The organism is Hymenobacter antarcticus, assembly GCF_039539545.1.
Lineage (GTDB): Bacteria > Bacteroidota > Bacteroidia > Cytophagales > Hymenobacteraceae > Hymenobacter > Hymenobacter antarcticus.
In genome coordinates this window covers 45,409-71,367 of record NZ_BAABDI010000015.1, presented here as the reverse complement: position 1 = coordinate 71,367, position 25,959 = coordinate 45,409, and the positions used below count along the sequence as shown (strand labels likewise).

The window sequence follows — 25,959 nt, the reverse complement described above, 5'->3', positions numbered from 1 at the left end:
CTGGCCCGGGCCGTTCCCCGGGTCGGCGACGGGCCGGCCGGGGCCAGCGGTTGGCTCAAATAGCTAAAAAACCGCAACTTTGCGGATTAATCTGCGTTTTTTCGCTCTCATTCCCTGCCCTGGTGCGTCGTTTCTTCTCCATTTTGCTGAAAGTACTGCTGGGCCTCGGGCTGGTGGTGGTGCTGGCCGTGGTGGGGGCGTTGCTGGCCCTGCGGGTGCCGAGCGTGCAAACGCGCATCGCCCACAAGGCGGCGGAGTTTCTGACCCGGAAACTCGGGCAGGAAGTAACTATTGGGCGGGTTGATGTGCGGCCGTTTTCGCGGGTGCTGCTGGATGGGGTGCGCGTGAAAGACCGGCGCGGGGGCGAGCTGTTCAGCGTTGGCCGGGCCGATGCGGATATCAGCCTGTTCTCGGTGTTCGACCCACGCCACCTGCACATCAGTACGCTCACGCTGAATGAGCCGCGCTTTGAGCTGAAGAATTTGCCGGGCCAGCCTGACTCTACCACGTTCAGCCAGTTTACGGCAGCCGTGAGGCGGCTGATTGGGCCGTCGAAGGATACGAGCAAGGCGGCCCCGTTCGATTTTCAGATTGCCGCCGTGGCCCTGCGCAACGGCCATTTTGCCATTGAGAAAGGCGATGCGCCCCGCTCGAAAACCTACGGCCAGAGCATCGACTACGACCATATGCAGGTTGACAGCATCTACGCCGACATCTCCAGAATTCAGCTAGCCGACACGCTGGCCCTGCGCATCAGCCAGCTCCACGCCGTGGAAACGCCCTCGCAAACGCAGCTGCGCGAAATCACGGCGGACATGAAATACGGGCCGCACTTCTGGGAATTTAAGGATTTGAGTTTGCGCGTGGGCCGGAGCCAAATCAAGGATTACCTGCGGTTCGAATTTCGGGTATTTGGCAACTTCTCCGACTACAACGACTCGATGAAGACTATTGCGCGCCTGCGCAATTCGCGGGTGTACACGGACGACATTGCCAAGTTTGCGCCGCAGCTGGCGACGTTGCACGAGTCGGTGGCTATTTCGGGCGATGCCTCGGGCTACGTGCGCGATTTCAAGGTGAACAACCTGGACGTGCGCTACGGAAAAGGCACGCACATTGTGGCCAAGCGCGCCCACGCCGACGGCCTGCCTAACTACCGGGAGAGCTTCATCGACCTGCGCCTGCTGCCCTCGGTGGTGCTAACCAGCGACCTGAAGAAATGGCTGCCGGCCTCGGCCAACAAGATTGTGCAGCGCCTGGGCACCGTGAAGCTGCAGGGCCAGATACTGGGTTTCTACAGCGACTTCGTGGCCAATGCGTCGTTCGATACGGCCCTGGGCTTTGTGGCCACGGACATCAACCTCAAGACCAAAACCGACCTCACCCACGCGACCTACGCGGGCACCATCCGCTCCAACGCGTTTCAGCTGGGCAAGTTTCTGGGCGATGAGTCGGTGGTTCGGGACGTGACGCTGAACGGGCGCGTGGCGGGCACGGGCTTCCTGCCGGCGTTTGCGCGGGGCCGGGCCAAAGTCACGGTGCCGGCTATCTGGCTGCGCGGCTATCGCTACCAAAACATCGCGGTCGACGGCGACTTCCGGCCCCAGCACTTCAACGGCCACCTGAGCATCAACGACCCGGCCGTGCGCCTGGTGGCCGACGGCCGCGTTGACCTGGAGCGCAAGCATGAAAATATCGACGTTAAAACCACGATTGACTACGCCAACCTGCGCACCCTGGGCCTGAGCAGCCAGCCCATCACCGTGGCCACCACGGCCGACGTCAATTTTAAAGGCGTGCAGCTCGACTCGCTGGTGGGCTACGCCTACCTGCGCAAGTCGCGCTTTGGTCTGAACGGCCGGGAGCTGCGCCTCGATACGCTGGACGTAGTGAGCACGCGCAACCGCCTGAACCAGCGCCGTGTAACGTTGCGCTCGGAAGCCGTGGATGCCAGGCTGGCGGGCACCTTCAACACCTCCGACGTGGTGCGCGACGTGCAGACGCTCATCACCGAGTACCGCCTCAACTTTGAGAGTAATGCCACGGCCACGGCCAACTACTACCGCCAGAAGCGTCAGCGGGTGCTGCCAGTGTATCAGGTTGACTTACTGCTGAATCTGAAGAAACCCAACCCCGTGCTGGCGCTGTTCGTGCCCGAGCTGCAGGTGGCCAACGGCAGCCGCATCGACGGCTCGTTCCGGAATGGCGAAACCTCGATTTTCCAGCTCGGCGGCCACCTCGACAGCCTGCGCTACGGCCCGGTGATGACGGTGAACGATGACTTCGACTTCCTGACGTCGAAGCTGCCCTACAAGCCCGACATTCTGGCCCAGGCCAGCATCACGAGCGACCGGCAGGTGCTGCCCACGCTGGGGCGCACCGAAAAGTTTGTGATTGAAGGCGTGTGGGACCAGCAGCGCATCAACTTCTCGACTTCCCTGGCCCAGACGGGCACCACCAACAAAGCCACCATCAACGGTTCGCTGGGCTTTTTGCCCCGTGCCGTGGAAGTGGTGTTCCGGCAGTCGGGCCTGCACTTGCTGGATAAGGACTGGACCATCGCGGCCGATAACTCGGTGCGAATTTCGGATTACGGCAAGGAGTTCGACATCAGGAACCTGACGTTCAGCAGCGGCGAGCAGTTTGTGAGTGCGCAGGGCTTTATCTCGCCCGACAACAGCAAGCCGCCGCTGCTGTTGCAGGCCAAGGATTTCGAGCTGGCGACCCTCAACAGCCTCACCGGGCAGCGCCTGGCCGGCCGCCTTAATGCCCAAGGCACCGTGAGTGGCGTGTACGGCCCGCTGGCCATCAGCAGCACGCTGGGCGTGGATTCCTTGAAATACGACGGCACCCTGATTGGCCAGGTAGCCGGGCGGGCCGACTGGGATAATGCCGCCAGCAAGCTGCGCCTGAACATGGACGTGGCCCGCGGCGGGCAGTCGGTGCTCACGGTGCTCGGCGACATTGCCCCGCAGGATGCCACCAACCAGCTCAACCTGACGGGCACCCTCAACGATGCGCCCATTATCCTGGCGCAGCCATTTCTGGGCTCGTTGTTTAAGAATCTGGGGGGCACGGGGCGGGGCGAGCTGCGACTCACGGGCCGCTTTGCCGCGCCCAACCTGCTGGGCTACGTCGACGTGAGCAACGGCCGCCTCACCTTCGGCTACCTGGGCACTACCTACACGTTTGCCAACCGCATCAGCTTCACCAACACGTCGATAGAGTTCCGCAACGTGAGGCTGCGCGACGTGCTGGGCAATACCGGCACCGTGGACGGCGTGGTGCGCCACCGGGGCTTCAAAAACATGAGCCTGGACATCGCGGCTACTTTCCGCAAGATGCAGGTACTCAACACGACGCGCAAAGACAACGAGATGTATTTCGGCACGGCCTACGCCACGGGTACGGCCCGGGTAAGCGGCCCCACCGACGACCTCGACGTGACGGTGCGGGCCAGCAGCGAGGCCGGCACCCGCATTTCGCTGCCGCTCGACAACGCGGCCAAGGCGCAGAAGGCGGGCTACATCAAGTTCGTGAACAACAACCCGGTGGGCGATACGGTCATCACGAAAAAGGCCATAACCATTGCCGCGCAGGACAAAGTTGACCTCTCGGGCCTGCGCCTGAACATGAACCTGACCATCACGCCCGAGGCGTACATGGAAATATTGCTCGACGAGAGCACCGGCGACGTCATTCGCGGCTCGGCGGCCGGGCAGCTACGCATGGCCATCGACACGCGGGGCGAGTTCAACATGTATGGGCAGGTCGAAATTGTGCGCGGGGCCTATAACTTCACCTTGCAGGGCCTGATTAACAAGGAGTTTGTGGTGCGCCCCGGCGGCGTTATTTCCTGGAACGGCGACCCGCTGGCCGGCGAGATGAACGTGACGGCCACCTATACGCAGCGGACCTCGCTGGCTCCCGTGCTGGGCGCCAACGCCGGCGGGGCCGCCGTGGTGCCCGTCACGGCCGTGATGAACCTGACCGGGCCGCTGCTGCTGCCCGCCATCAGGCTGAATCTGGAGTTTAATGACACGCCGGGCACCCTCCAGAGTGATTTGGCAAACTTCACTACCTCGCTGCGCAACGATGAGCAGGAGCTGAACCGTCAGGTATTCAGCTTACTGGTTTTTAAGCAGCTCTCGCCCTTAGGTTCGTTTGGCAATACCATTTCCATTCGGGGCCAGGACAATACGGCGTTTAAGAGCCTGGGCCAGGTACTGAGTACCCAGCTCGGCCTGCTCACTTCGCAAATCGACCAGAACCTGGAAATTGATTTCAATATCAACGGCATCACCGCCGACCAGCTGCAAGCCCTGCAAGTGCGCCTGAGCTACTCGTTTCTGAACGGCCGTTTGCGCGTGACGCGCGAGGGTGGCTTTACCAGCAATCCCAACCTGACGGCCCCGAATGTTGGCAACGGCGGGCCTGCCACCTCCGGCAATACCGCCGGCCAGGCCTCCCTCCTGGGCGACCTGAGCCTGGAGTACTACCTGCGCCCCGACGGCAAGTTCCGCACCAAGCTGCGCTACGAAACCACCCCGCGCGACCTGGAAACCATCAACCAGCCCCGCGCGGGCCTCTCGCTGCTGCACACCGAGCAGTTCAACTCGTTTGGGGAGCTATTCAGCCGCAAAAAACCGGGCAAGAAGGAGCGCAACACCCAGAAAGCCCGCGACTCGAAGGAAGTGCTGACCGTGGACGAAGACCCGCACACGAATTTTTAGGGTTGGATAAAGTGCCGGTCAACTCCCCTCCTTGGCTAAGGAGGGGAGTTTTTGCGCAGCAAAAACGGGGGTGGTTGGATTCGTTGAACGATGGACGAACGACCGGACGCGAACGGCGCGTTATTCATTGTTCGGCCATCGTTCAACGAATCCAACCACCCCAGCCAAACCTGCGGTTTGGCATCCCCTCCTTAGCGAAGGAGGGGAGTTGTCGTTCTACTAGCCTCGTTTGCTACCTTTGCCCGATATGGCCGCCCCCACCACTCCTTCCAGTCGCAAGAAAAAGCTCGGCTCTTACCCCACGCTGCTCGTGGTGTTCAGCATTACGCTGGCGCTGGTGGTCATTGGTTTATTTGGCTTGCTGCTGCTACACGCCCAGAAGCTGAGTGAAGTGGTGCGCCAGAATTTGGAAGTGCAGGTATATCTCGACCGCGACCTGCCCGAAACTGAGCTGCTGCGCCTGCAGCAGGATTTGGGCCAGCAGCCCTTCGTGGCTGAGCGCGAAGGCAAGCCCCAGATTCGGTTCGTGAGCAAGGAAGAAGGGGCCCGCCAGCTGCTGCAAAGCACTGGTGAGGACTTTCGCCAGTTCCTCGGCGACAACCCGCTCCGCGATGCCTACGTGCTCAAAATCAAGCCCGAATACACTGATACCATGCACCTGCGCCAGCTGGAGCGCAGCGTTTCCACGCAGCGCGGCGTGTTTGAGGTGCAGTACCCGCAGGACCTGTTTGCCAGCATCAACCACAACCTGACCCGGGTGAGCCTCGTGCTGCTGGGCTTCGCGGCGGTGCTGGTGCTGGTGGTGGTCATTCTGATTAACAATACGATTAAGCTGGCGCTGTTCTCGCAGCGTTTTCTTATCCGGTCCATGCAACTGGTGGGGGCTACGCGGCTCTTTATCCAGCAGCCATTTTTGCGGCGGGCTACGTGGCAGGGCCTGGCCAGCGGCGTGCTGGCGGCGCTGCTGCTAATCGCGCTACTACAATACGCCTACCTCGAAGTGGAGCCGTTGCGCCTGTTGCGCGACGACCTGCGGCTGGGCCTGCTCCTGCTGGGCGTGGTAGGGCTGGGCGTAGTAATCGGTTTTTTCAGCTCGGCCCGCGCCGTGCACAAGTACCTCAAAATGTCGCTCGACGACCTGTATTAAATCAGTGAACAGTTGTCAGTGAGCAGTTAACAATTTTGCTCTCTCTTAACTACTAACTGCTCACCGTCAACTGATAACTGCCCTATGCAACCAACCACCTTCCGCTTTGCCTTTGGTCCCCGCAACTACCGCCTGATGTGGATTGGGCTGGCCGCGCTGGCCGCCGGCTTCATCACCATGATGTTTGGCGACAAGAGCAACTACGGCGAGGATTTCGTCGGCATCACGCTGGGGCCATTGCTGCTCATCGCCGGGTTTGCCATTGAGTTTGCGGCCATTCTGGTGCGTGATAAATCGGTGGTGGCCGCCCCGGCGGCCCCGGTTAACGCTCCTTTCACGGTTGAATTGCCAACCGCCGCTCCCGCCGCCCCAGCCGCCGCTCCGGCCTACAAGCGCCTTTAATCTGGTGGCGAGGGCTTGGTAGTCGTGGGTGCTTGTGCTCACCACTTACCACTCATCACTAACCATTAACCACTAAAAATGACCTACTGGCACGCGCTGCTCCTCGCCATCGTGGAGGGCCTGACTGAGTTTTTGCCCGTTTCCAGCACCGGCCACATGATTATTGCTTCGGCTTTGCTGGGCATTCCGGTTACGCCGTTTTTCAAGCTCTATCTGGTAGTTATTCAACTGGGGGCCATTCTGTCGGTATTTGCGGTGTACTGGCGGCGCTTTTTTCAAAGCATCGACTTTTACCTGAAGCTGCTGGTGGCTTTCCTGCCCATTGTGCTGGTGGGCCTGCTCTTCAAAAAGCATATCGACGCATTGCTCGAATCGGTGACGACGGTGGCTGTGATGCTGGTAGTGGGTGGCGTGGTGCTGTTGTTTATCGACCGCTGGTTTCCGCAGAAGGACCCCAACGAAGGCGGCCACCCCGTCACCAACCCCGGTTTTAAGGAGGCGCTGATGATTGGCCTGTTCCAGTGCTTGGCCGTGGTGCCGGGCACCAGCCGCTCGGCCGCGACCATCATCGGCGGGCTTACCCAGAAGCTCACGCGGCAGTCGGCGGCCGAGTTTGCGTTCTTTCTGGCCATGCCAACCATGGCGGCCGCCGCGGTCAAGGACGTGTACGACTACTACAAAGACGCCAAAGCCCAGGGCGGGGACCTGAGCCACCTGTTTTCGGCGGAGCAGCTGAAGCAGCTGGCCCTGGGCAACGCCGTAGCCTTTGTGGTGGCGCTGCTGGCCATCCGGCTGTTTGTGGGCTTTGTAGCAAAATATGGGTTTCGGGCGTTTGGTATCTACCGCATCATCGCGGGGGGCATTTTGCTGATTATGTTGGCCCTGAAACTTCCTTTAAACCTGGTATGAGTATGAAAACACTAGCCGATTTTGACTTTGAGACGGGCGAAGTCCTGCTCCTCGACAAACCCCTGACGTGGACGTCGTTCGACGTGGTGCGCAAGGTGAAAAACGCGCTGCGCATCAAGAAAATCGGCCACGCCGGCACCCTCGACCCGCTGGCTACGGGCCTGCTCATCCTCTGCACGGGCAAGAAAACCAAGGAAATTGACCTGATTCAGGCGCAGGAAAAAGAATACACCGGCACCTTTCGCCTGGGCGAAACCACGCCCAGCTTCGACCTGGAAACGGCCGTGGACCTGGTGCGTCCCTACGCCCACCTCACCGATGAGGAAGTTGCGGCCGCCACGACCCAGTTTACCGGCCTCATTCAGCAAACGCCGCCGATTTTTTCGGCAGTAAAAATCGACGGCAAGCGCGCCTACGAGCTGGCCCGCAATGGCCAGGAAGCTGAAATCAAGCCCAAAACCGTCGACATCAAAGTCTTCGAGCTCACGCGCATTGCCCTGCCCGAAGTCGACTTTCGGGTGGTGTGCTCCAAGGGCACGTACATCCGCAGCCTGGCCCGCGACTTTGGGGTGGCTTTGGGCTGCGGCGCGCACCTCACCCGCCTGGTGCGGACCCGCATTGGCGAGTACCGCGTCGAGGACGCGTTTTCGCTCGAAGACATCGAGGCGTTGCGCCCGCCCCGCGCCGAAGGTGACCGGCCGGCCCGGCCCGAGCGCCAGCGCACCGCACCCAATCGGGCTGGTCTGCAATACTTTGCCGCGCTGCAGGCTGATGCCCTGGCCGCTAAGGAGCACGAGGCGCATGAAGCGGGCGAAACGCCGGCCGCCGCGCCCGGGAACGCGCCCGAATAGCGCGTCTTACCTTCGCGGCGCTTTTACAGCGGTTTTCAGGTTAGTGTACCCCTTTCAGAAAGTTAAAAGTTGAGAGTTAAAAGTTAAAAATCATTGTATCTGCTTTTCAACTTTTAACTCTCAACTTTTAACTTAGTACACAAAAAGCGAAACTGTTCTATTTCCTACTTTTTGCTTCTCCGGCGCCTTATGCACGTCATCCGCGACCCGGCCCAGTTTCCGTTCCTTGGCAATGCCGTGGTCACCAGCGGCACTTTTGATGGGGTGCACGTGGGGCACCAGCGCATTCTGGCCCGGCTGCGCGAGGTGGCCCAGGCCAGCGCCGCGCCCGCGGTGGTTATCACCTACTGGCCGCACCCGCGGCTGGTGCTGGGCCCGCCGCCCTCCCACCCCGAACTACTGGATTTGCAGCTGCTTAACACCCTAGACGAGCGAATTGCGAAATTGGCTGAATTGGGCGTTGATTACCTGCTCATCGTGCCCTTCACCCGGGAGTTCGCGCAGTGGACTTCGGAAGACTACATCCAGAACCTGCTGCTAACCACCGTGGGTGCTAAGCAGTTGGTAATTGGCTACGACCACCGGTTTGGGAAGAACCGCGAGGGTGGCTTCGACTACCTGCGCCAAAACGCCGACCGCTACGGCCTGGCCGTGGAAGAAATCCCGCGCGAGGACGTGGACGCCGTGGGCGTGAGCAGCACGCGCATCCGCCAGGCGCTGCGCCAGGGCGATATTGCCACGGCCAACCGCTACCTCGGCTACCACTACCCGCTCACCGGCACGGTGGTGCACGGCCGGAAACTGGGCCGCACCATCGGCTACCCCACGGCTAATCTGGACGTTCGGGAGCCGTTGAAGCTGGTGCCGGCGCGGGGTATTTATGCCGTGTGGGCCGTCACGGCGGCCGGCACCCGGCACCCGGCCATGCTCAGCATTGGCGTGCGGCCCACCATCGGGGCCGAGCTGGCCCAGACCATTGAAGTGAACTTGCTTGATTTCAATGGGGATTTATACGACCAGGAGCTGACGCTGGAATTCGTGGCGTGGCTGCGGGCCGAAGAAAAATACAACGGCCTGGACGCGTTAACGGCCCAGTTGGCGTTGGATGCGCAGAATACGAGAGCAGCGCTGGCCTAGTCCGCTGGCCTTTCAATCACCCTAATCCCTGACAATGAGCTATTTTAAAGCACTATTATTGCTGTGCGGCGCCTGGCTGCTTACCCTGAACGCCGCCCAGGCCCAGGGAAAACTTAGCGGCGTGGTGCTCGATTCGGTGACGCACGAGCCGCTGTCCTTCGCCAGTGTATTTCTGGCTAACACCACGCTGGGCGCGACCACTACCGAAAAAGGCGAGTTTGAGTTTCCGCGCGTGCCGAAAGGCACCTACGACATCGTGGGCTCCTACCTGGGCTACCGCCTTGGCAAGCAAACAATTACCGTAGAAGCCGCGCCCCAGCGCCTGACCCTGAACCTGGCCCCCACCGGCAACCAGCTGGGCGAAGTAGTGGTGAAGCCCGCGCCCAACAAGCCCGAGGAGTACCGCCAGTTCACCGAGCTGTTTATCGGGGGCAGCACGTTTTCGGAGCAGTGCCGCATCAGCAACCCCGACGATGTGCGCGTGATGCTCGACGACTCGACCCAGGAGCTGACGGCCCGCACCAAGGAATTCCTGCAAATCGACAACGATGCCCTGGGCTACCGCCTGAAATACTACGGCCTGTACTTCGCCTACGACAAAGACGCTCAATCCATTACCTACTACGGCCAGCCGGTATTCGAAGAAATGAAGCCGCGCGACGAGGCCCAGCGCCGCCTGTGGGCTGCCAACCGCCTCACGGCCTACACGGGCTCATTCATGCACTTTCTGCGCTCCCTCTACACCAACCGCCTGGCGGCCGGCAGCTTCCTGGCCCAGCAGGTACGCGTGGTGGCCAACCCCCGCTACGAGCGCAACCAGCAGCAGCGCACGGCCCTGCTGGCCGCCGGCGCGGCCGGGGCCTACTCGCCCGCTGAAAAGGACTCGCTGCGCCGCTGGAGCCGCGAGGCCCCCGAGCTGGCCACCCTCTACCCCGAGCCCCGGCCCATCGACAGCCTGCGCCGGGTGAAACCCAACGGCCGCGTCTACCTGCGCTTCAGCGGCCAGCTGCAGGTGGCCCATTTTGGCGAAGCTCCGGACCCGCGCTTCAAGCAGCGCATGAACACGCTGGGCCCCACCCGCACGCCCTACCCGCTGCAGCGCCAGGTGTCGCGCCTGCAGCTGGCCGACGATGAGGCCGAAATCCAGGCCGACGGCTCGCTGCGCAATCCGCTCGAAGTGGCCGTTGGCGGCTACTGGGGCTTCGAGAAAATCGGCGAGTTCCTGCCCTACGACTACGTGCCCACGGGGATGCCCACGCCGATGGCCCCGGCGCGCCCGGCCCCGGCAGCCCGCCCGGTTCGCCGCCGCTAGCTGCCGGCCCGAGCCCGCGCCGTGACGTACTTTTCGGCCCTAATCGCGGCCCGGCCGCGCCCAAATCCCACCCAATGATAGATAAAACTGTTCCCAACGTCGAAGCCGCCCTGCAGGGCATGGCCGATGGCATGACCCTGATGCTCGGCGGCTTTGGCCTGTGCGGCATTCCCGAAAACTCCATACAGGAGCTGCTGCGCCTGGGCGTGAAAAACCTGACCTGCATTTCGAACAACGCCGGGGTCGACGACTTCGGCATCGGCCGGCTGCTGCAGACCAAGCAGGTGAAAAAAATGATTTCGAGCTACGTGGGCGAAAATGCCGAGTTTGAGCGCCAGCTGCTCAGCGGCGAGCTCGAAGTGGAGCTGATTCCGCAGGGCACGCTGGCCGAGCGCTGCCGGGCTGGCGGCGCGGGCATTCCGGCGTTTTTCACCCCGGCCGGCTACGGCACCGAAGTGGGCGAAGGCAAGGAAAGCCGCGAGTTCAACGGTAAGATGTACCTGATGGAAACCGGCCTCACCGCCGATTTTGCCTTCGTGAAAGCCTGGAAAGGCGACACCGCCGGCAACCTCATCTACAAAGGCACGGCCCGCAACTTCAACCCGATGATGGCCACGGCCGGCAAAATCACGGTGGCCGAAGTGGAAGAGCTGGTGCCCGCCGGCGAGCTCGACCCCAACCAGATTCATACGCCCGGCATTTTTGTGCAGCGCATCTACCAGGGCCAGCACTATGAGAAGCGCATCGAGCAGCGCACGGTGCGGCAGTCGTAATCATTAATAGAACGTCATGCTGAGCGCAGCCGAAGCATCTCTACCGCTTCGTTGCAACAACTCAGGCGAAGCGGTAGAGATGCTTCGGCTGCGCTCAGCATGACAACCTCCCCCCTTCTCAACATCATGTTAGACAAACACGGCATCGCCCGGCGCATCGCCCAGGAAGTGAAAGACGGCTCCTACGTCAACCTCGGCATCGGCATTCCTACGCTGGTGGCCAACTATATTCCGGCCGGCATCAACGTCGAGCTGCAGTCTGAAAACGGCCTGCTCGGCATGGGCCCCTTCCCCACCGAGGACCAGGTTGACCCCGACCTTATTAACGCCGGCAAGCAGACGGTGACGACCCTACCCGGCTCCAGCCTCTTCAGCTCCGCCGACTCGTTCGGCATGATTCGCGGCGAGCACGTCGACCTCACCATCCTAGGTGCGATGGAGGTTTCGGAGCGCGGCGACATCGCCAACTGGAAAATCCCCGGTAAGATGGTCAAGGGTATGGGCGGAGCGATGGATTTGGTGGCCTCGGCCAAGAATATCATCGTGGCCATGCAGCACGTCGCCCGCGATGGCTCGTCTAAATTATTGACTGACTGCACGCTGCCCATCACCGGCCTGCGCTGCGTAAAGAAAATCGTGACCGAGCTGGCCGTAATCGAAATAACCCCCGACGGCTTTGTGCTGCGCGAGCGCGCCCCCGGCGTGACGGTGGAGCAGATTGTAGCTGCCACCGCCGGCAAGCTAGTAGTGCCCGAAGGCGAAGTGCCGGAAATGCAGGGCGTGTAGCGGTAGCTTCAACTGATGCAATTGGAACATTTTCTGCCTTGTTGAATGGAATTAAAAATGAAGAATTAAAAATTAAAAATCTGACAGTCAGTTTTTTTAATTTTTAATTCTTCATTTTTAATTCTAATACAAACGCTACACTGACCCTGAAACCGCTTTATCTTCGTAGCCACCCAGTTCACGATTATATGCGCCAACTCTTACCCCTGCTGTTTCTGACCACCGCCCCCGCGCTGGCCCAGACGGTTTCGCCCATCATTGACCGGACCGACATGCCAACGGCCACGGCCGCCGCGCCCGTCGATACGCTGCGGCTGAGCGCGGCCAGTCCGGTGCTACCGGCCACTGCCCCGCCCCTCAGCCGCCGGGGGGCCAACCAGACCTGGAACTACGCCGGCCTTATTGCCGTGTCGCAGCGCGTGGAGCGGTTTGTGACGGTGGCCAGCGTGACGGCCACTTCCCCGTTTTACCTCTTCACATTTGGGCCGCTGGGTGGCGTGAACCGCGCCACGGTGGCCTCGCCCCAGGCCTTACCGCTGGCGGGCGGGCTGCCCGTGCCCCTGCCGATTACCGATACCCACCAGTTTTACAGCGTATCGGCGGCGGCCGCGGCTACCCAGGATTTTCGCTCGGTGGGCTTTGGGGCCTCGCTGGCGGGCACGGCGGTGCCGGTCACATATACCAACCAGGCGCAGCAGGACGTCATTTACCGCTTCCCGCTGAGCTTCGCCAGCGCGGCTGATTCCAGCAGCTCGTTTTTTGCCACGCCGGCCGCTATTTCCACCGTGGGCTACCTCAGCCAGAAGCGCAAGCGTGTGAACAAGCCCGATGCCTGGGGCACGCTGGTCACGCCCTTCGGCTCGTTCCAAACGGTGCGCGTCGTCACCAAACTCATCGACCACGACAGCGTGGCCTTTGGCGGCACACCGGGCCAGGGCTTCGACCTGCCCGTGACCCGCGAGTACAAGTGGCTGGCCAAAACCCACCGCGTACCGGTCCTCACCATTACCACCCGCGTGCTGGCCGGCCAGGAAACCATCACCGGCGTGGAATACCGCGACATTTATCGCCGTATCGTGCGCCTGGGCACCCGCGACGCGGCTACTCAGGCTGCCCTGGCGGCCTATCCTAACCCTTCCGCCATTGGTACGGCGCTCCTGCTCACGGTGCCGGCCGGTAGCGGGCCGCTCACCGTGTCGGCCACCGATGTGGTGGGACGGCGGCTGTTTCAGCGCAGCTTTGGCGGTGGCGCGAGTGTGCTCAGCCTTCCGGCCGAGGCGTTTGGCAACTTCCGGGGGGTGGTGCTGTTGACCGTGCAGACGGCGCAGGGCACGGCCACGCGCCGGGTGGTGCGGGAGTAATTTTGAGTGGCTGCGGCACCGTTCCGCCGGGCTTTTCGTTTAAGGCCCCGTTGGCAGCGCCTGCCAGCGGGTTTTTTTACGGGTAATTTTGTGGGGCGGGCGGCTGCGCCCGGCATTTTCTACAGCATCGTTTTCAAAATAGTATGGCAACTTCATCTAACGGCAAATCGGCCGGGGCTACGGCCAACGGCCACGCCACTCCGGGTGGCACGCATCACAAGAAAGTAGGTAAGCCGGCTTCGGAAGAGCTCCTCACTCCTACCGCCGTGCCGGCCCACAAGCTGGTGCTGCGCACCCTGCGCCGCTCCGACTTCAAGGCGATTAAGGGCATTATGGACCAGGTGTATTCCAACATGGAAGGCGCGTGGTCGGCCGACGAGTTCAGCGCCCTGATTCGCAAGTTTCCGGAGGGCCAGATTGGTATCGAGGACAACGGCCGGCTGGTGGCCGCAGCTCTGGCCATCATCGTGGACTATGACAAGTACGGCGACAAGCACACCTACGCCAAAATCACGGGCAACGGCAAGTTCGACACCCACGACTCGGACGGCGACACGCTCTATGGTGTCGACGTATTCGTGGACCCCGAATACCGCAGCCTGCGCCTGGGCCGCCGCCTCTACGATGCCCGCAAGGAGCTGTGCGAAAACCTGAACCTGCGCGCCATGGTGGCCGGTGGCCGCATTCCCGGCTACGCTACCTACGCCAACGAGATGACCCCGGCCAAGTACGTGGAGATGGTGCGGAACAAGGAATTGGTCGACCCCATCCTCACTTTCCAGCTCAGCAACGAGTTCTACGTGCGGAAGCTCATCCGGGGCTACCTGCCTTACGACTCCGAATCAAAGGCTTACGCCACGCTGCTGGAGTGGATTAACGTGTATTACGAGGAAGAAGAAAAGCTCATCGGCAACACCAAATCCAACGTGCGCATCGGCATTGTGCAGTGGCAGATGCGCGCCACCCGCAGCCTGGAAGACCTGTTGCAGCAGATTGAGTTTTTCGTGGACACCGTGAGCGGCTACAAGTCTGACTGCGTGATGTTTCCGGAATTCTTCAACGCTCCGCTCATGGCCCTCACCAACGAGGATTCGCCGGCGGTGGCCATCCGGGCCATGGCGGCCTTCACCGAGCCCATCAAGGTCAAGATGATGGAGCTGGCCGTGAGCTACAACATCAACATCGTAGCCGGCTCGATGCCAGTTTACCTCGATGAAAAGCTGCACAACGTGGCCTTCCTCTGCCGCCGCGACGGCACCGTGGACGAGCAGTATAAGCTGCACGTCACGCCCGACGAGGCCAGCTACTGGGGCATGCGCGGGGGCGACAAGCTGAAGTGCTTCGACACGGATTTTGGCAAAATCGGCATTCTGGTGTGCTACGACGTGGAATTCCCGGAGCTCTCGCGCATGCTGAGCGACGAGGGCATGAAAATCCTGTTCGTGCCCTTCTGGACCGATACCAAAAACGCCTACCAGCGCGTGCGCCTCTGCGCCCAGGCCCGGGCCATCGAAAACGAGTGCTACGTGGCCATCACCGGCTCGGTGGGCAACCTGCCCCGCGTCGAGAACATGGACATTCAGTACTCGCAGTCGGCCGTGTTCAGCCCGTCGGACTTTGCCTTCCCGCACGATGCCATCGTGGCCGAAGCCACGCCCAACACGGAGATGACGCTGATTGCCGACCTCGACCTCGACCTGCTCAAAGACCTGAACACCAGCGGCGCGGTGCGCAACCTGCGCGACCGTCGCAAGGACCTGTACTCGGTGAGCTGGGTGAAGAAAACCGAGCGCGACGACGAACTGCTGGAGCAGGGCGTGGAGCGCGCCCCCAAAACGAGCTCGCGCCGGAAGGCCATCGCGGCCGGGTAGGTACATTTGGAAGATGAACGACCAACCAAAACTGTTTTTGATTGGCGGGCCCAACGGAGCCGGCAAGTCAACGTTCGCGCACGAATTTTTAGCAGACAACCCGGACTTCATCTTTTTGAATGCGGACGAAATAGCCTGGAGCATTCGCCCCGAGAACGTGCGTGATGCCCGCATCCCGGCGGGACGAGCCTTTGTAACCCGTCTGGCTGAATTGCGGACAATTCGGGCCAACCTGGTTGTTGAGTCTACGCTGTCAGGGCTTTCCCTGGCGCAACAACTTCGGCAGTTTGTAGCGGCCGGATACCGTATAACGTTGGTTTACGTGTTTTTGCCAACGTGGGAGCTATCCGCCGGCCGGGTAGCCGGGCGGGTTTTGGACGGTGGACATGACATTCCGATGGAAGATATCATGCGTCGATTTGCCCGGAGCAAGAAGAATTTTTGGCGCACCTACCGCCTTTTGGCCGACGAATGGCAAATGGTTTTGAATGCCGACGCTCGATTTGTGTACGTAGCCAACTTTCAAAACCATAACCTCACCGTTCAGGTGCAACCTGTTTTTCAAGCGTTTATCGAAGAACAAGAACTTAATTCATAGCTCATTATGAAATCAACCATCATCTCGGAAGCTCCGCAGGGGTATATTGAGGAAGTTCAGCGCATTGGCCAAAACGCCGTAATTAAAGCCCAGGAAAACCTGCGCCGCAAAGGCATCCCGCTGTGTTTCAGCCGCAACGGCCGCATCTACTACGAGATGCCCGACGGCAGCATCCAAACCGAAAACCCCTACCCGGAACTGTTGCGCCAGCGCGGCATCGTGCCGGCCGGGTAGCCGGGCCGGCTGGGCTTCAGGGGCGGCTTCCGACTCGTGAGGTTGCTAAAGTAGCGGCGGTCGTGGTTAAGTCATTTGGGGGCAGCAGCTTATAGTACACGGCCGTAGTGTGTAGCTGCCGGTCGCTGTTGAGAAAATATTCGGGTATCAGCCCTACAAACTGGTACCCCATTGCCTGGTACAGCAGCTCGGCGATGTCGCCGTGGCGGGTATCGAGCACCAGCGTGGTGCGGGCCAGCTGGCGGGCATGGTCCTCCAGTACTACTAATAGCTGGCGGGCCAGGCCCTGCCGGCGCGCCCGCCGATGCACCAGCAGCTTCGATACTTCGGCCCGGTGCAGGGAGTTAGGCCGGGTGGCCAGGTCGAGCTGCACGGCCCCCAGCAGGTCGGTTTCGCCGGGCTGGCGGGCCACGAGCAGCACGCGGGAGCCGGCTTCGATGGCCGCGACAACGCTTTGCCAGTAGTGGAGGGCCTCGGCAACGGGCAACGGCGGCAGAAAGCCGACGGAAGCGCCCGAATCGACGGCATCGTGAAGCAGCGCGTGGAGCTGAGGCAGCAGGGCCTGGGCTTCGGCCGGACTGAGGGAGGTGATGAGGGGAGCCATAGAAGCCGCAAGAAAACTATTTCGCTTCGAACCGGCTTGGCAGCAGGGCTTGCCGCTGCTGCCGGCTGCGCATTTTTTGCGTAAACTTCGGCCCCATTCTTCTCGTCATTTCCCACTAGCAACTATGCGCGCTTTCATTACCGGAGCCAACCGGGGCCTGGGCCTCGAACTTACCCGCCAATACCTGGAGCGGGGCGACCAGGTGTTCGCCGCCAGCCGGCATCCCGCCGAGGCTACCGACTTGCAGCAGTTGCGCCAGCAGTACGCCGACCGCCTCGTGCTCGTGTCCCTCGACGTGACCGATGACGCGTCCATTGCCGCCGCCGTGCTGGCCGTGAGCGCCGCCACCGATGCCCTCGATGTACTCATCAACAACGCCGGCGTGTACCCGCACGCGGGCTCCGGCGATGCCCACCAGCGCCTCGGCCAGCTCACCCACGCCGATGCCATCGAGGCCATGCAGGTGAATGCCATTGGGCCGCTGCTGGTGTCGCAGGCGCTGCTGCCGCTGCTGCGGGCCGGGCGCAAGGGCCGCATTCTCAGCATGTCGTCGGGCCAGGGCTCGCTGACCTGGAAAGCCACCGGCGACCCCTACCACTACAGCGCCAGCAAGGCCGCCCTGAACATGTACATGCGCAGCCTGGCCGCCGAAATCGGCAACCAGGGCCTGATTTCGGTGATTGTGGACCCCGGCTGGATGCGCACCGGCATGGGCGGCGACGCCGCCACCCAGGAACCTGCCGACTCGGCCCGCGGCATTATCCGGCTGGCCGAGCAGCTGCACGCCGAAGAAAACGGCAGCTTCGTGACCTGGCAGGGCCAGCCCGTGCCGTGGTAGCGGCCAGAAATTGCTGGTGCGTGTGTTGCAATCCGTCCGGCTTTTGGCCACTTGCTTTTGATTTTAAACTCGTTTTGAGCTAATTGCAGAAAGGCCCGACTCATCCAGAGTCGGGCCTTTCTGCAATTTATCCGGCTGCCGCCGGGCGCAGGTTGAACGGTCTGGTCTGACCGCCCGAGGCGGTCTGACCGGTTGTCGGGGGGGGCGAAATCGGGGGTTCTTCAACCGGTCAGACCACCTCGGGCGGTCAGACCGGAGCAACGAACCTGGAATCGGGCCTTTCTGCTTGAGACGACCTTGCGGATGAGCTAAGCCAGTGCGTCGCCTTTTCGCCGCTATTACGTGAAAACGCTAATTGCCAGTGGCCAGGTGGACGTAGTCGCGCAGCACGGTTTTCAAAAAAGGCTCGTCCTGCAAGTCGGTTTGAATGCCGGTAAGCGTTTTTACCTTGTTGGCTATCTGATTCAATACCTCGTAGTTGCCGCGGGCGCTGGCTTGCTGCAGCAGCTGGCGCACCAGGGCCACGTCGTGGTCGGCCAGCACGGCTACTTGCGGAAACACCACCTGGTAGCCCGCAATCGAGCTCAGGCCGCCCAAGGTGGTTTCAAAACCAGTAGTTGGGCGCACTTTCACCACGGTGGTACCGGCGGCCATGTCGCCGAGGCGCTGCCCGCGCTGGCTGGCCGCGATGGAAATAATGGCCACCAGGCCCGCAAACTGTAAGTCGATGATGCGCAACAGCCAGCGCAGCAGGTAGTCACCGATGCTCGGAGCCGTGCCATCGAGGCGCATCACCTTGATGTTACGGGCCTTCTTGCCGATGCTCTGGCCGTTGAGAAACACCTCGCATACCAGGTTATAGAAAACCAGCGGGGCGTAAGCCAGAAACGCAACCAGGATGACCAGAGGACCAAAACTGGATTCAGAAGGGCGACCACCCGAAACCAATGGCACTACCAGCAGCATGGCGCACAGCATAGCCCAGGCTATCAGAATGACATAGTCGATGATGGCCGCCACAATCCGGTCGCCCAGGCTGGCGATTTCGTATTCGAGGGTGACGTTTTGGGCGGTGTGGACGCGGATGGAACTCATACAAAGAGTGAAGGGCAGATTTCAGCTCGAAAAATAGGGCTTAGCCAACGGATTCCGGCTGGGCAGCCAGCAGGCGCAGCAGCTCGGCCTCCAGAGCCGGCACCGAGGCAGCCAGCTGCTCGTAGGAATCGATGATAAAGTACACGTCCTGCATCCGGTCCTTCACGTAGGGCGTGGCCAGAATGTCGGCCACGTCGAAGGGGCGGCGGGCGGGCTCATCGCTCAGGCAAAACTTGGTTTCGCCGGCCGACGACAGGATGCCCGCGCCGTAGATGCGCAGCCGGTCACCTTCGTTGATGAGGCCGAACTCGACCGTGAACCAGTAGAGGCGCGAGAGCAGCTGTATGGCCCGGGCATCGTGGAGGTGGAGCAGGGCCAGGGTGCCCACGGCTTGCAGGAAATCGGCAAAAAACCGGTCCGTGAGCAGCGGTACGTGGGCGAATACGTCGTGGAACATATCGGGCTCCTCCAGGTAATCGAGCTGGGCCGGGGTGCGCAGCCAGGTGGTGGCCGGAAAGCGGCGGGCGGCCAGCAGCTCGAAAAACGTGCGGTCGTCCACGATGCCGGGCACGGCCACCAGGCTCCAGCCGGTGGCTTTGTCCAGCAGCGGGTTCACCTCGGCAAAGTCGGGGATTTTGGCGGCCCGGAAATCGATGCGGGGCAGGCCTTCGAGAAAGCGTCGGGAAGCCACGGTGGGCAGCACCTGCATCTGGCGCTCAAACAGGGTGCGCCACACCCACTGGTCGTCGGCGGTGTAGGCGGCATAATCCTGGGGCAGCAGGGTGTCAGACGTAGTATCGGGAGCGTGGTTCATAAAAAACGAGAAAGTGAGTAAGGGTGAAACTGTAGCGCGAAGCGGTGCTTCGCGTCCCCGAGCCATAAAAACGAGAAAGTGAGTAGGGGTGAAACTGGAATTAGCTTAACAAAAACTGCCTGCCTCCGGGGTCGGAAGCAGGCAGTTGCAAAATTTGCAAGTAGGAGTGCCGGGACTAGCCGGGCTACGCCAAAGCCGCTTCGCCCCGGGAGGGTGCGTAGGTGCAATAGCGATAATAGCGGCGGGCTAATGATGCGAACATGGTGCAAAGATAGACGCAAATCGGAAAATATCGCATTGCCCCTCTTTCATGGGCGCGGCGTGGGGCAGCGGCTACTTATCTTTAAGGCCTTCAACTCTGAGCCATGCGAGAAGCCGTTTTTTTGCGCCAGAACCAGGAGCGCTGGCAGCAGTACGAAAAGCGCCCTCCCGCCGGGCCCGACGAGCTGGCCGCCCGCTTCGTGGCTCTGACCGACGACCTGGCATACGCCCAGACCTTTTACCCCTCCTCCCCGACCACGGCCTACCTCAACGGCCTCACCAGCAAGGTGCACCAGCGCCTGTATGCCAACAAGCGCCAGGACCGCGGCCGCTTCGTCCGGTTCTGGGCCCTGGAGCTGCCGCTGGTGGTGGCCCGGCACCATGGCACGCTGGCCTTCACAGCGCTGCTGTTTGTACTCTTCACGGGGTTGGGCGCGCTGTCGGCGGCTTACGACGACTCGTTTGTGCGGGTGGTGATGGGCGACAGCTACGTGAACACGACCATTGAGAACATCCGGCGGGGCGACCCCATGGCGGTGTATAAGCAGGAGGGCGAAACGCTGATGTTTCTGGGCATCACGGCCAATAACATCTACGTGGCCCTGAGCATTTTCGTGCAAGGCGTGACGCTGGGCATCGGCACGCTCGTGCAGATGTTCCGCACGGGGCTGATGCTGGGCTCGTTCCAGTATTTTTTCTACCACTACCACGTGCTGCGGGCCTCGGTGCTCACCATCTGGATTCACGGTACGCTGGAGATTTCGGCGGTTATCGTGGCTGGCGCGGCGGGCTTCGTGATGGCGCGGGGAATATTGTTTCCGGGCACGTATGGGCGGGGCGAAGCGTTCCGGCAGTCGGCCCGCGACGGCCTGAAAATGGCCATCGGGCTGGTACCCATCTTTATCGTGGCCGGCTTTCTGGAAGGCTTCGTGACGCGCCACACTGAAATGCCGGTGGCGGCCAGCCTGCTAATTATTGGCAGCTCGGCGGCGTTTATCGGCTGGTATTTCGTGGTGTACCCCCGGCAGGTGGCGCGGCGGCTGGCGGCTCCTTCTTCGCATTAATTTACCCGCGAGCAGCCTGACTGCCACGTTTTTATCTACTCTATCATCATGCAAGCAAAAGCTACCTACACCCGGGAAGCCGACTATCGCCGGGAGCGCGACTTCGGAGCCAAAGTTGGGGCTACGTTCGAATTTGTGACGGCGCAGTTCCGGCCGCTGGTGAAGTGCCTGGCGTATTTCGTGCTGCCGGGGGCCTTGCTGGCGGGCATCGGCATGGGGCTGATTATGAGTAATTTCCTTACAAAGATGCCGTTTGCGGGCTCGCGCAACCGCCTGGGCGGCCCGGTCGAAATCGCGCATCAATACAATAACAGCCCTTTTTCAGCGCTGTCCTTCGTGGGCATTGGCCTGGCGGCGCTGGGCTTCATGCTGGCGTTTCTGCTGCTTTCGAGCACCGTGTACGCTTTCGTGCGGGTGCGCATGAGCACACCCGCCGCCGAAACCGTGCGGCCGGGCCAGGTGTGGGCCTTTATGTGGCCCCGGCTGGGCCGCGTGGTGGGCGGCTGGCTGCTATTGGCCATCATTATGGTCATTGGCATGGGCGTGGTGGGCGGCGCGCTGGCGCTGCTGGGGCCGGGCTTCGTGGTGCTGCTGTTCTTTCCGATGGTGTGGGTGGTGGTGTGCCTCACGCTCTACTTTCCAGTCCTTTGGATGGAGGACGATGGCGTAGTGGCGGCTTTCCGGCGCTCGTTTTACCTGATAAAGGGTAAATGGTGGTCGTCACTGGGGCTGTACATTGTCATGTCGATAATTACCGGCATCCTCAACTACGCCTTTATCATCCCGTTTTACGGCCTGATTGTGGCGCGAACAATGCTCAAAATCCCGGGTTTCGACTCCGAAATCCTGAGTGTGGCGGCCATGTGCTTCTACGCCCTGGGCTGGATTCTGACGGCCATGCTGCCGCTGGTGGCCATGCTTTTTCAGTACTTCAACCTCGTGGAGCGCAAGGACGGCGTAGGCCTGCGCCTGCTGGTTGATTCGCTGGGCCGGACGGCCGCCCCGCAGGTGAGCGGCGGCACTTACCAGCCCGACGACGAAGGCGAATACTAAGTAGTCGTTCAAAAGCAAACGGGTTGTCAGTTACTCGTTACTTGTTGTCAGTCAGACGATTGTCATCCTGCCGACAACTGACAACTACAGCAGTTTCCGAGTTCATGTACAGAGTTAAAAGTTGAGAGTTAAAAGTTAAAACCCACTACGTCTGATTTTTAACTTTTAACTCTCAACTTTTAACTGTTTTCAAAAATGTACACTGACTCGGAAACTGCTCTAATGACCACCAACTTAACTTTCGGTTCCTATTTTACAACGAGTGGCATTGTTCGGCGTGCGTAAATTTCTGGTTCGGCTTCAGCCAATGCCCGTGGGCCAACCGGCGCGGGTAATTCGTGCGCTGCTGCTGGGGCTGGGCCTGCTGGCCCTGCCCGGCGTGCCAACCCTGGCCGCGCCGGCCCCCGCCGATTCGGCCAGCGTGGCCCGGCACCCGCGCTCCCAAGCCCTGCCGCCCGACCGCAGCATGGTCCTGCCCGTGCGCCGCGCCAATACCGTCCGGCTGCGCGAGTTGGCCGCCCAGCGCGAGTTCCGCTACGTGGAGCCCGATGCCAGTACCGATGCCTGGGATGCGTTCTGGGCGCGGCTGTGGCGCTGGCTGAGTGGGCTGATGGGCAGCCCCACCGGCCGCTTCACCTGGAAATATGGAATGTATGCGGCCGTGCTGGCGGCGCTGGTCTACGCCGTGCTCAAGCTGTTGCAGGTGGATATTACGGGGGCCTTCGGGCGCGCGGCGCGGCGCGGCCCACTGGCGTATGACACGGCGGCGGAGAACATTCACGAAGTTGATTTCGCGGCCCGCATTGCCGAAGCCGAGGACGCCGGCAACTTCCGCCTGGCCCTGCGCCTGGGCTACCTGGAGGTGCTGAAGCGCCTCACCGACCGGGGCCTCATCAACTGGCAGCCCGACAAAACCAACCACGCCTACCTGGCCGAGCTGGCTCCCGGCTCCCAGGCCGAGGCGTTCCGCGGTGCCACCCGCGAGTTTGAGTACGTGTGGTACGGCGAGCTGCGGCTGAATGCCGCCCTCTACCAGCAGGCCCGCGCCAGCCAGCGGGCCGTGGCTTCTCCTAACGCGCTACCCGCCTGATGCCTCAGCTCACCACCTTTCGCCTCTACCTGCTGGGAATCGCGCTGCTGTTTGGCGGCTACGTGGCCCTGGAATACAACCGGCCCAAGCCCCTGAACTGGAGCCCTACTTACGCCAACAAGGACAAGATTCCCTACGGCACCTATGCGCTCTACGACCAGCTCCCGCGCCTGCTCGGCACCGATTCGGTTGAGGTCGTGCGGCTGCCCGTGTACAATCAGCTCACGGGTCTGGGACCGGCAGAAATCCCCGAAAACCGGGCCAAACCGACCAGCGAGGAAACAACTGTTCCGGCTGCCGATTCGAAGGGTGACCCGGCCGCGACTGATTCAACGGCGACGGTGGCAACCACCGACGAATCGGAAGAAGTAGCCCTCGAAGAGCAAGCCGACGAAGACGATACCAATCGGGAAGCCATTCCGCTGCTCAGGCAGCAGGCCAACTACTTATTTATCAACGAGGATTTTGAGCTGAGCCGGCCCGATGCCCTGGCCCTGCTGCGGTTCGCGGCGCGCGGCAACGACATTTTTGTGGCGGCCCAGAACTTCAGCAGCGGGCGCGGCCTGCTGCGCGACAGCCTGGGCTTCCGCGTGGAGGATGCCGAAATTAAAACCCACAAAGGCCCTCAGGGCTTCCCGCAGCTCGATTCAGTGGACCTGCGCTTCACCAACCCGGCGCTGGCAGCGGGGCGCACCCGCCTGCCCGGCAGCGGGGCCCGGCAGCGCTTGGTGGTCGATTCGGGCCGGGTGGGCCGCACCCTGGCGACGGATGCGCAGGGCCGCGCCACGTTCGTGCGCCTCGACTACGGCCGGGGGCATTTTTACTTCTGCACCACGCCCATCGCCTTCACCAACTACTACCTGCTGCGGCCGCGCACCGCTGGCTTTGCCGCGGCAGCCCTGGCCTACCTGCCCGCTCGCCGCACTTTTTGGGATGAATACCAGAAGCAGGGGCCCGTGGGCGAGCAGTCGCTGCTGCGCGTGGTGCTGGCCCACGAGCCCCTGCGGCTGGCCTACTACCTCATTCTGGTTGGCGGGCTGCTCTTTGTCTTTATCGAGGCCCGGCGTCGCCAGCGCATCATCCCCACCATCAATCCCTTACCCAATACCACGCTGCTGTTTACGCGCACCGTGGCCAGCCTCTACCGCCAGGGCAGCAGCCACGCGCTCATCGCCGAGAAGAAAGTGGGCCTGTTTATGGATTATCTGCGCACCCGCTTTCAGGAAACCAGCCCAGACTTTGGCGATGCCGACTTTCGCGAGCGGCTCAGCCAGAAGGCCGGCGTGCCCCGGCCCCGCGTCGATGAGCTGCTGCGCATTGTGAACTTTGCCCGCACCGCTCCCCAAATGAATGACCAGCAGCTGCTGCAATTGAGCCGGGCACTGAGTGATTTTAAACGGGAAGTCAATCGCTGATTGACGCTGATTAACCGTGATTTCGCTGATTATTTTGATTTTTGACGGGGTCCTTTGTGGTTGCCTGCCGTTGCTTCTGGTGCTTGATTTTACCTATAACTTTTGCTCAATGAGCCGTTAGCTTTAGATGGAAAACGAAAATACTTTTCAACCGACTGAGGAGCAAGCAGCTATGGCAGCCGCCACCGTGGCTACTCCCGAGCCCGGCTTCGCCCCGCGCACCGACTTTGCCCGCCTCACGGCCCAAACGGCGGAAATTCGGGCCGAAATCGGCAAAATCATTGTCGGGCAGGCCGATTTGCTGGAGCTGCTGCTCACCGCCGTGCTGGCCGATGGCCATGTATTGCTCGAAGGCGTGCCCGGCGTGGCCAAAACCCTCATGGCCAAGCTGCTGGCCCGCACCCTGGAAGTGCCGTTCAGCCGCATCCAGTTCACCCCCGACATGATGCCGAGCGACGTGCTGGGCACGTCGGTATTCCGGCAGAACAAGGGCGAGTTTGAGTTTCGGCGCGGCCCCATCTTCGCCAGCGTCGTGCTGATTGACGAAATCAACCGCGCCCCCGCCAAGACGCAATCGGCGCTGTTTGAGGTGATGGAGGAGCGCACCGTGACCCAGGACGGCACCACCTACCTTATGGCCGAGCCCTTCCTGGTGCTGGCCACCCAAAACCCCATCGAGCAGGAAGGCACCTACCGCTTGCCCGAGGCCCAGCTCGACCGGTTCCTGTTTAAGCTGCACGTGGGCTACCCCACCCTGGCCGAGGAAGTACAGATTCTGACCGGCCACCACGGCGGCCAGGGCAGCACCAACCTGGAGGCCGTGCGTCCCATCCTGAGCGCCGCCGACCTCGCCCAACTGCGCCAGCAAGTGCGCCAGCAGCGCGTGGAGGCCAATATCCTGGAGTACATCGCCAAGCTGGTGGGCCAGACGCGGGCGCACAAGTCGCTGTACCTGGGCGCGTCGCCCCGTGCCTCGCTGGCTTTGCTGAACGGGGCCAAAGCCCTGGCCGCCCTGCGCGGCCGCGACTTTGTGACGCCCGAGGATGTGCAGTTTCTGGCCCCCAGCGTGCTGCGCCACCGCATCATGCTCACGCCCGAACGCGAGATGGAAGGCGGCACGCCCGATGAGGTGGTAAAGCAGATTATCCAGAGTGTGGAGGTGCCGCGGTAATTCAGTTAAAAGTTAAAAGTTGAGAGTTAAAACTTTTTAGAGTTTGAAATGAGCGCTGAGAATACTGTTCTGTACAAGAGCTACGCCTTTGCGCAACGCATTGTGAAACTGTACAAGTTGCTTTTAAAGAACAAGCAGCCACGCGCTATGGCAGAACAGCTTTTGCGAAGCGGAACATCCATCGGTGCCAATGTGGAAGAAGCTACTGGCGGATTTTCGCGCCGGGACTTTGCCGCCAAATGCAGTATTGCTTACAAGGAGGCCCGAGAGACGCACTACTGGCTGCGTCTACTCCGCGACACAGAATGTCTTGAGCCACGTTTGGCAGAATCCCTAATCGAAGGTGCTGAAGAACTGAAACGAATGTTAGCGGCCATTTTACTTTCCACACGCAACGACGAATTAAAAGAAGAAGAGTCACCCGTTTTTTAACTTTTAAC

23 protein-coding genes are annotated in these 25,959 nt (G+C 61.4%); 20 read left to right on the top strand and 3 right to left on the bottom strand.

What is annotated here, in order from left to right; genetic code table 11:
- Positions 1 to 122 precede the first annotated feature (122 nt).
- From ABD819_RS11965 to ABD819_RS11905, 13 genes are all read left to right on the top strand, one after another.
- Complete coding sequence (locus tag ABD819_RS11965) at positions 123 to 4,733, top strand: translocation/assembly module TamB domain-containing protein (protein WP_345124592.1); 4,611 nt, start codon at positions 123 to 125, stop codon at positions 4,731 to 4,733.
- Positions 4,734 to 4,980: 247 nt separating this feature from the next.
- Positions 4,981 to 5,880, top strand: a complete 900-nt coding sequence (locus ABD819_RS11960) for a cell division protein FtsX (protein WP_345124588.1) — start codon at positions 4,981 to 4,983, stop codon at positions 5,878 to 5,880.
- 84 nt (positions 5,881 to 5,964) lie between these two features.
- Entirely contained in the window at positions 5,965 to 6,282 is a 318-nt protein-coding gene (locus ABD819_RS11955) for a DUF3098 domain-containing protein (RefSeq protein WP_345124584.1), read from the top strand.
- 78 nt (positions 6,283 to 6,360) lie between these two features.
- Positions 6,361 to 7,191, top strand: a complete 831-nt coding sequence (locus ABD819_RS11950; RefSeq protein WP_345124580.1) for an undecaprenyl-diphosphate phosphatase — start codon at positions 6,361 to 6,363, stop codon at positions 7,189 to 7,191.
- Positions 7,192 to 7,193: 2 nt separating this feature from the next.
- Complete coding sequence (gene truB, locus ABD819_RS11945; protein WP_345124575.1) at positions 7,194 to 8,042, top strand: tRNA pseudouridine(55) synthase TruB; 849 nt, start codon at positions 7,194 to 7,196, stop codon at positions 8,040 to 8,042.
- A gap of 189 nt (positions 8,043 to 8,231) precedes the next feature.
- Complete coding sequence (locus ABD819_RS11940) at positions 8,232 to 9,179, top strand: bifunctional riboflavin kinase/FAD synthetase (RefSeq protein ID WP_345124572.1); 948 nt, start codon at positions 8,232 to 8,234, stop codon at positions 9,177 to 9,179.
- A gap of 34 nt (positions 9,180 to 9,213) precedes the next feature.
- A complete protein-coding gene (locus ABD819_RS11935; RefSeq protein ID WP_345124570.1) occupies positions 9,214 to 10,491 on the top strand; it encodes a carboxypeptidase-like regulatory domain-containing protein in 1,278 nt (425 codons plus the stop codon).
- A 74-nt stretch (positions 10,492 to 10,565) separates the two neighbouring features.
- Complete coding sequence (locus tag ABD819_RS11930; RefSeq protein WP_345124568.1) at positions 10,566 to 11,264, top strand: CoA transferase subunit A; 699 nt, start codon at positions 10,566 to 10,568, stop codon at positions 11,262 to 11,264.
- Positions 11,265 to 11,390: 126 nt separating this feature from the next.
- The gene (locus tag ABD819_RS11925) at positions 11,391 to 12,050 is read left to right on the top strand and encodes a 3-oxoacid CoA-transferase subunit B (RefSeq protein WP_345124566.1); all 660 of its coding nucleotides are present in this window, start codon (positions 11,391 to 11,393) and stop codon (positions 12,048 to 12,050) included.
- A 188-nt stretch (positions 12,051 to 12,238) separates the two neighbouring features.
- Positions 12,239 to 13,411 carry a T9SS type A sorting domain-containing protein gene (locus ABD819_RS11920; protein WP_345124564.1) on the top strand — a complete coding sequence of 391 codons (1,173 nt, stop codon included), beginning with the start codon at positions 12,239 to 12,241 and terminating at the stop codon, positions 13,409 to 13,411.
- Positions 13,412 to 13,743: 332 nt separating this feature from the next.
- Positions 13,744 to 15,282, top strand: coding sequence for a carbon-nitrogen hydrolase family protein (locus tag ABD819_RS11915; protein ID WP_425553980.1), 1,539 nt, complete (start codon positions 13,744 to 13,746; stop codon positions 15,280 to 15,282).
- Positions 15,283 to 15,295: 13 nt separating this feature from the next.
- Positions 15,296 to 15,880: an ATPase gene (locus ABD819_RS11910; RefSeq protein ID WP_345124560.1), complete on the top strand. Its 585-nt coding sequence runs from the start codon at positions 15,296 to 15,298 to the stop codon at positions 15,878 to 15,880.
- A gap of 6 nt (positions 15,881 to 15,886) precedes the next feature.
- Entirely contained in the window at positions 15,887 to 16,114 is a 228-nt protein-coding gene (locus tag ABD819_RS11905) for a hypothetical protein (RefSeq protein ID WP_345124558.1), read from the top strand.
- Positions 16,115 to 16,130: 16 nt separating this feature from the next.
- Here ABD819_RS11905 and ABD819_RS11900 read toward each other — a convergent pair whose 3' ends face one another.
- Positions 16,131 to 16,718, bottom strand: a complete 588-nt coding sequence (locus ABD819_RS11900) for a GNAT family N-acetyltransferase (RefSeq protein ID WP_345124556.1) — start codon at positions 16,716 to 16,718, stop codon at positions 16,131 to 16,133.
- Between the two features lie 124 nt (positions 16,719 to 16,842).
- Between ABD819_RS11900 and ABD819_RS11895 the strand changes: the two genes are divergently transcribed.
- Positions 16,843 to 17,556, top strand: coding sequence for an SDR family oxidoreductase (locus ABD819_RS11895; protein WP_345124554.1), 714 nt, complete (start codon positions 16,843 to 16,845; stop codon positions 17,554 to 17,556).
- Positions 17,557 to 17,907: 351 nt separating this feature from the next.
- On the opposite strand, the gene ABD819_RS11890 is transcribed toward ABD819_RS11895, so the two are convergent.
- Entirely contained in the window at positions 17,908 to 18,651 is a 744-nt protein-coding gene (locus ABD819_RS11890; RefSeq protein ID WP_345124552.1) for an RDD family protein, read from the bottom strand.
- Between the two features lie 40 nt (positions 18,652 to 18,691).
- The gene (gene phhA / locus ABD819_RS11885) at positions 18,692 to 19,465 is read right to left on the bottom strand and encodes a phenylalanine 4-monooxygenase (RefSeq protein ID WP_345124549.1); all 774 of its coding nucleotides are present in this window, start codon (positions 19,463 to 19,465) and stop codon (positions 18,692 to 18,694) included.
- Positions 19,466 to 19,830: 365 nt separating this feature from the next.
- Between phhA and ABD819_RS11880 the strand changes: the two genes are divergently transcribed.
- The 6 genes from ABD819_RS11880 (at position 19,831) to ABD819_RS11855 (ending at position 25,951) form a co-directional block, all read left to right on the top strand.
- Positions 19,831 to 20,790 (top strand): stage II sporulation protein M, encoded by a 960-nt coding sequence (locus ABD819_RS11880; protein ID WP_345124545.1) that lies wholly within the window; start codon positions 19,831 to 19,833, stop codon positions 20,788 to 20,790.
- Positions 20,791 to 20,838: 48 nt separating this feature from the next.
- Complete coding sequence (locus tag ABD819_RS11875) at positions 20,839 to 21,843, top strand: hypothetical protein (protein ID WP_345124543.1); 1,005 nt, start codon at positions 20,839 to 20,841, stop codon at positions 21,841 to 21,843.
- A 307-nt stretch (positions 21,844 to 22,150) separates the two neighbouring features.
- Positions 22,151 to 22,933, top strand: a complete 783-nt coding sequence (locus ABD819_RS11870) for a DUF4129 domain-containing protein (protein ID WP_345124538.1) — start codon at positions 22,151 to 22,153, stop codon at positions 22,931 to 22,933.
- Positions 22,933 to 24,348 carry a DUF4350 domain-containing protein gene (locus tag ABD819_RS11865; protein ID WP_345124536.1) on the top strand — a complete coding sequence of 472 codons (1,416 nt, stop codon included), beginning with the start codon at positions 22,933 to 22,935 and terminating at the stop codon, positions 24,346 to 24,348. The genes ABD819_RS11870 and ABD819_RS11865 overlap by 1 nt, the downstream gene beginning before the upstream one ends.
- Positions 24,349 to 24,520: 172 nt before the next feature.
- Positions 24,521 to 25,519, top strand: coding sequence for an AAA family ATPase (locus ABD819_RS11860; protein WP_425553979.1), 999 nt, complete (start codon positions 24,521 to 24,523; stop codon positions 25,517 to 25,519).
- 48 nt (positions 25,520 to 25,567) lie between these two features.
- Positions 25,568 to 25,951 carry a four helix bundle protein gene (locus ABD819_RS11855; RefSeq protein ID WP_345124530.1) on the top strand — a complete coding sequence of 128 codons (384 nt, stop codon included), beginning with the start codon at positions 25,568 to 25,570 and terminating at the stop codon, positions 25,949 to 25,951.
- Positions 25,952 to 25,959 lie beyond the last annotated feature (8 nt).

Excerpts from the sequence above, each read along its gene's own strand:
- ABD819_RS11960 (WP_345124588.1), top strand. The coding sequence starts at position 4,981 with ATGGCCGCCCCCACCACTCCTTCCAGTCGCAAGAAAAAGCTCGGCTCT.
- ABD819_RS11955 (WP_345124584.1), top strand. The coding sequence starts at position 5,965 with ATGCAACCAACCACCTTCCGCTTTGCCTTTGGTCCCCGCAACTACCGC.
- ABD819_RS11950 (WP_345124580.1), top strand. The coding sequence starts at position 6,361 with ATGACCTACTGGCACGCGCTGCTCCTCGCCATCGTGGAGGGCCTGACT.
- truB (WP_345124575.1), top strand. The coding sequence starts at position 7,194 with ATGAAAACACTAGCCGATTTTGACTTTGAGACGGGCGAAGTCCTGCTC.
- ABD819_RS11940 (WP_345124572.1), top strand. The coding sequence starts at position 8,232 with ATGCACGTCATCCGCGACCCGGCCCAGTTTCCGTTCCTTGGCAATGCC.
- ABD819_RS11935 (WP_345124570.1), top strand. The coding sequence starts at position 9,214 with ATGAGCTATTTTAAAGCACTATTATTGCTGTGCGGCGCCTGGCTGCTT.
- ABD819_RS11930 (WP_345124568.1), top strand. The coding sequence starts at position 10,566 with ATGATAGATAAAACTGTTCCCAACGTCGAAGCCGCCCTGCAGGGCATG.
- ABD819_RS11925 (WP_345124566.1), top strand. The coding sequence starts at position 11,391 with ATGTTAGACAAACACGGCATCGCCCGGCGCATCGCCCAGGAAGTGAAA.
- ABD819_RS11920 (WP_345124564.1), top strand. The coding sequence starts at position 12,239 with ATGCGCCAACTCTTACCCCTGCTGTTTCTGACCACCGCCCCCGCGCTG.
- ABD819_RS11915 (WP_425553980.1), top strand. The coding sequence starts at position 13,744 with ATGGACCAGGTGTATTCCAACATGGAAGGCGCGTGGTCGGCCGACGAG.
- ABD819_RS11910 (WP_345124560.1), top strand. The coding sequence starts at position 15,296 with ATGAACGACCAACCAAAACTGTTTTTGATTGGCGGGCCCAACGGAGCC.
- ABD819_RS11905 (WP_345124558.1), top strand. The coding sequence starts at position 15,887 with ATGAAATCAACCATCATCTCGGAAGCTCCGCAGGGGTATATTGAGGAA.
- ABD819_RS11900 (WP_345124556.1), bottom strand. The coding sequence starts at position 16,718 with ATGGCTCCCCTCATCACCTCCCTCAGTCCGGCCGAAGCCCAGGCCCTG.
- ABD819_RS11895 (WP_345124554.1), top strand. The coding sequence starts at position 16,843 with ATGCGCGCTTTCATTACCGGAGCCAACCGGGGCCTGGGCCTCGAACTT.
- ABD819_RS11890 (WP_345124552.1), bottom strand. The coding sequence starts at position 18,651 with ATGAGTTCCATCCGCGTCCACACCGCCCAAAACGTCACCCTCGAATAC.
- phhA (WP_345124549.1), bottom strand. The coding sequence starts at position 19,465 with ATGAACCACGCTCCCGATACTACGTCTGACACCCTGCTGCCCCAGGAT.
- ABD819_RS11880 (WP_345124545.1), top strand. The coding sequence starts at position 19,831 with ATGCGAGAAGCCGTTTTTTTGCGCCAGAACCAGGAGCGCTGGCAGCAG.
- ABD819_RS11875 (WP_345124543.1), top strand. The coding sequence starts at position 20,839 with ATGCAAGCAAAAGCTACCTACACCCGGGAAGCCGACTATCGCCGGGAG.
- ABD819_RS11870 (WP_345124538.1), top strand. The coding sequence starts at position 22,151 with ATGCCCGTGGGCCAACCGGCGCGGGTAATTCGTGCGCTGCTGCTGGGG.
- ABD819_RS11865 (WP_345124536.1), top strand. The coding sequence starts at position 22,933 with ATGCCTCAGCTCACCACCTTTCGCCTCTACCTGCTGGGAATCGCGCTG.
- ABD819_RS11860 (WP_425553979.1), top strand. The coding sequence starts at position 24,521 with ATGGCAGCCGCCACCGTGGCTACTCCCGAGCCCGGCTTCGCCCCGCGC.
- ABD819_RS11855 (WP_345124530.1), top strand. The coding sequence starts at position 25,568 with ATGAGCGCTGAGAATACTGTTCTGTACAAGAGCTACGCCTTTGCGCAA.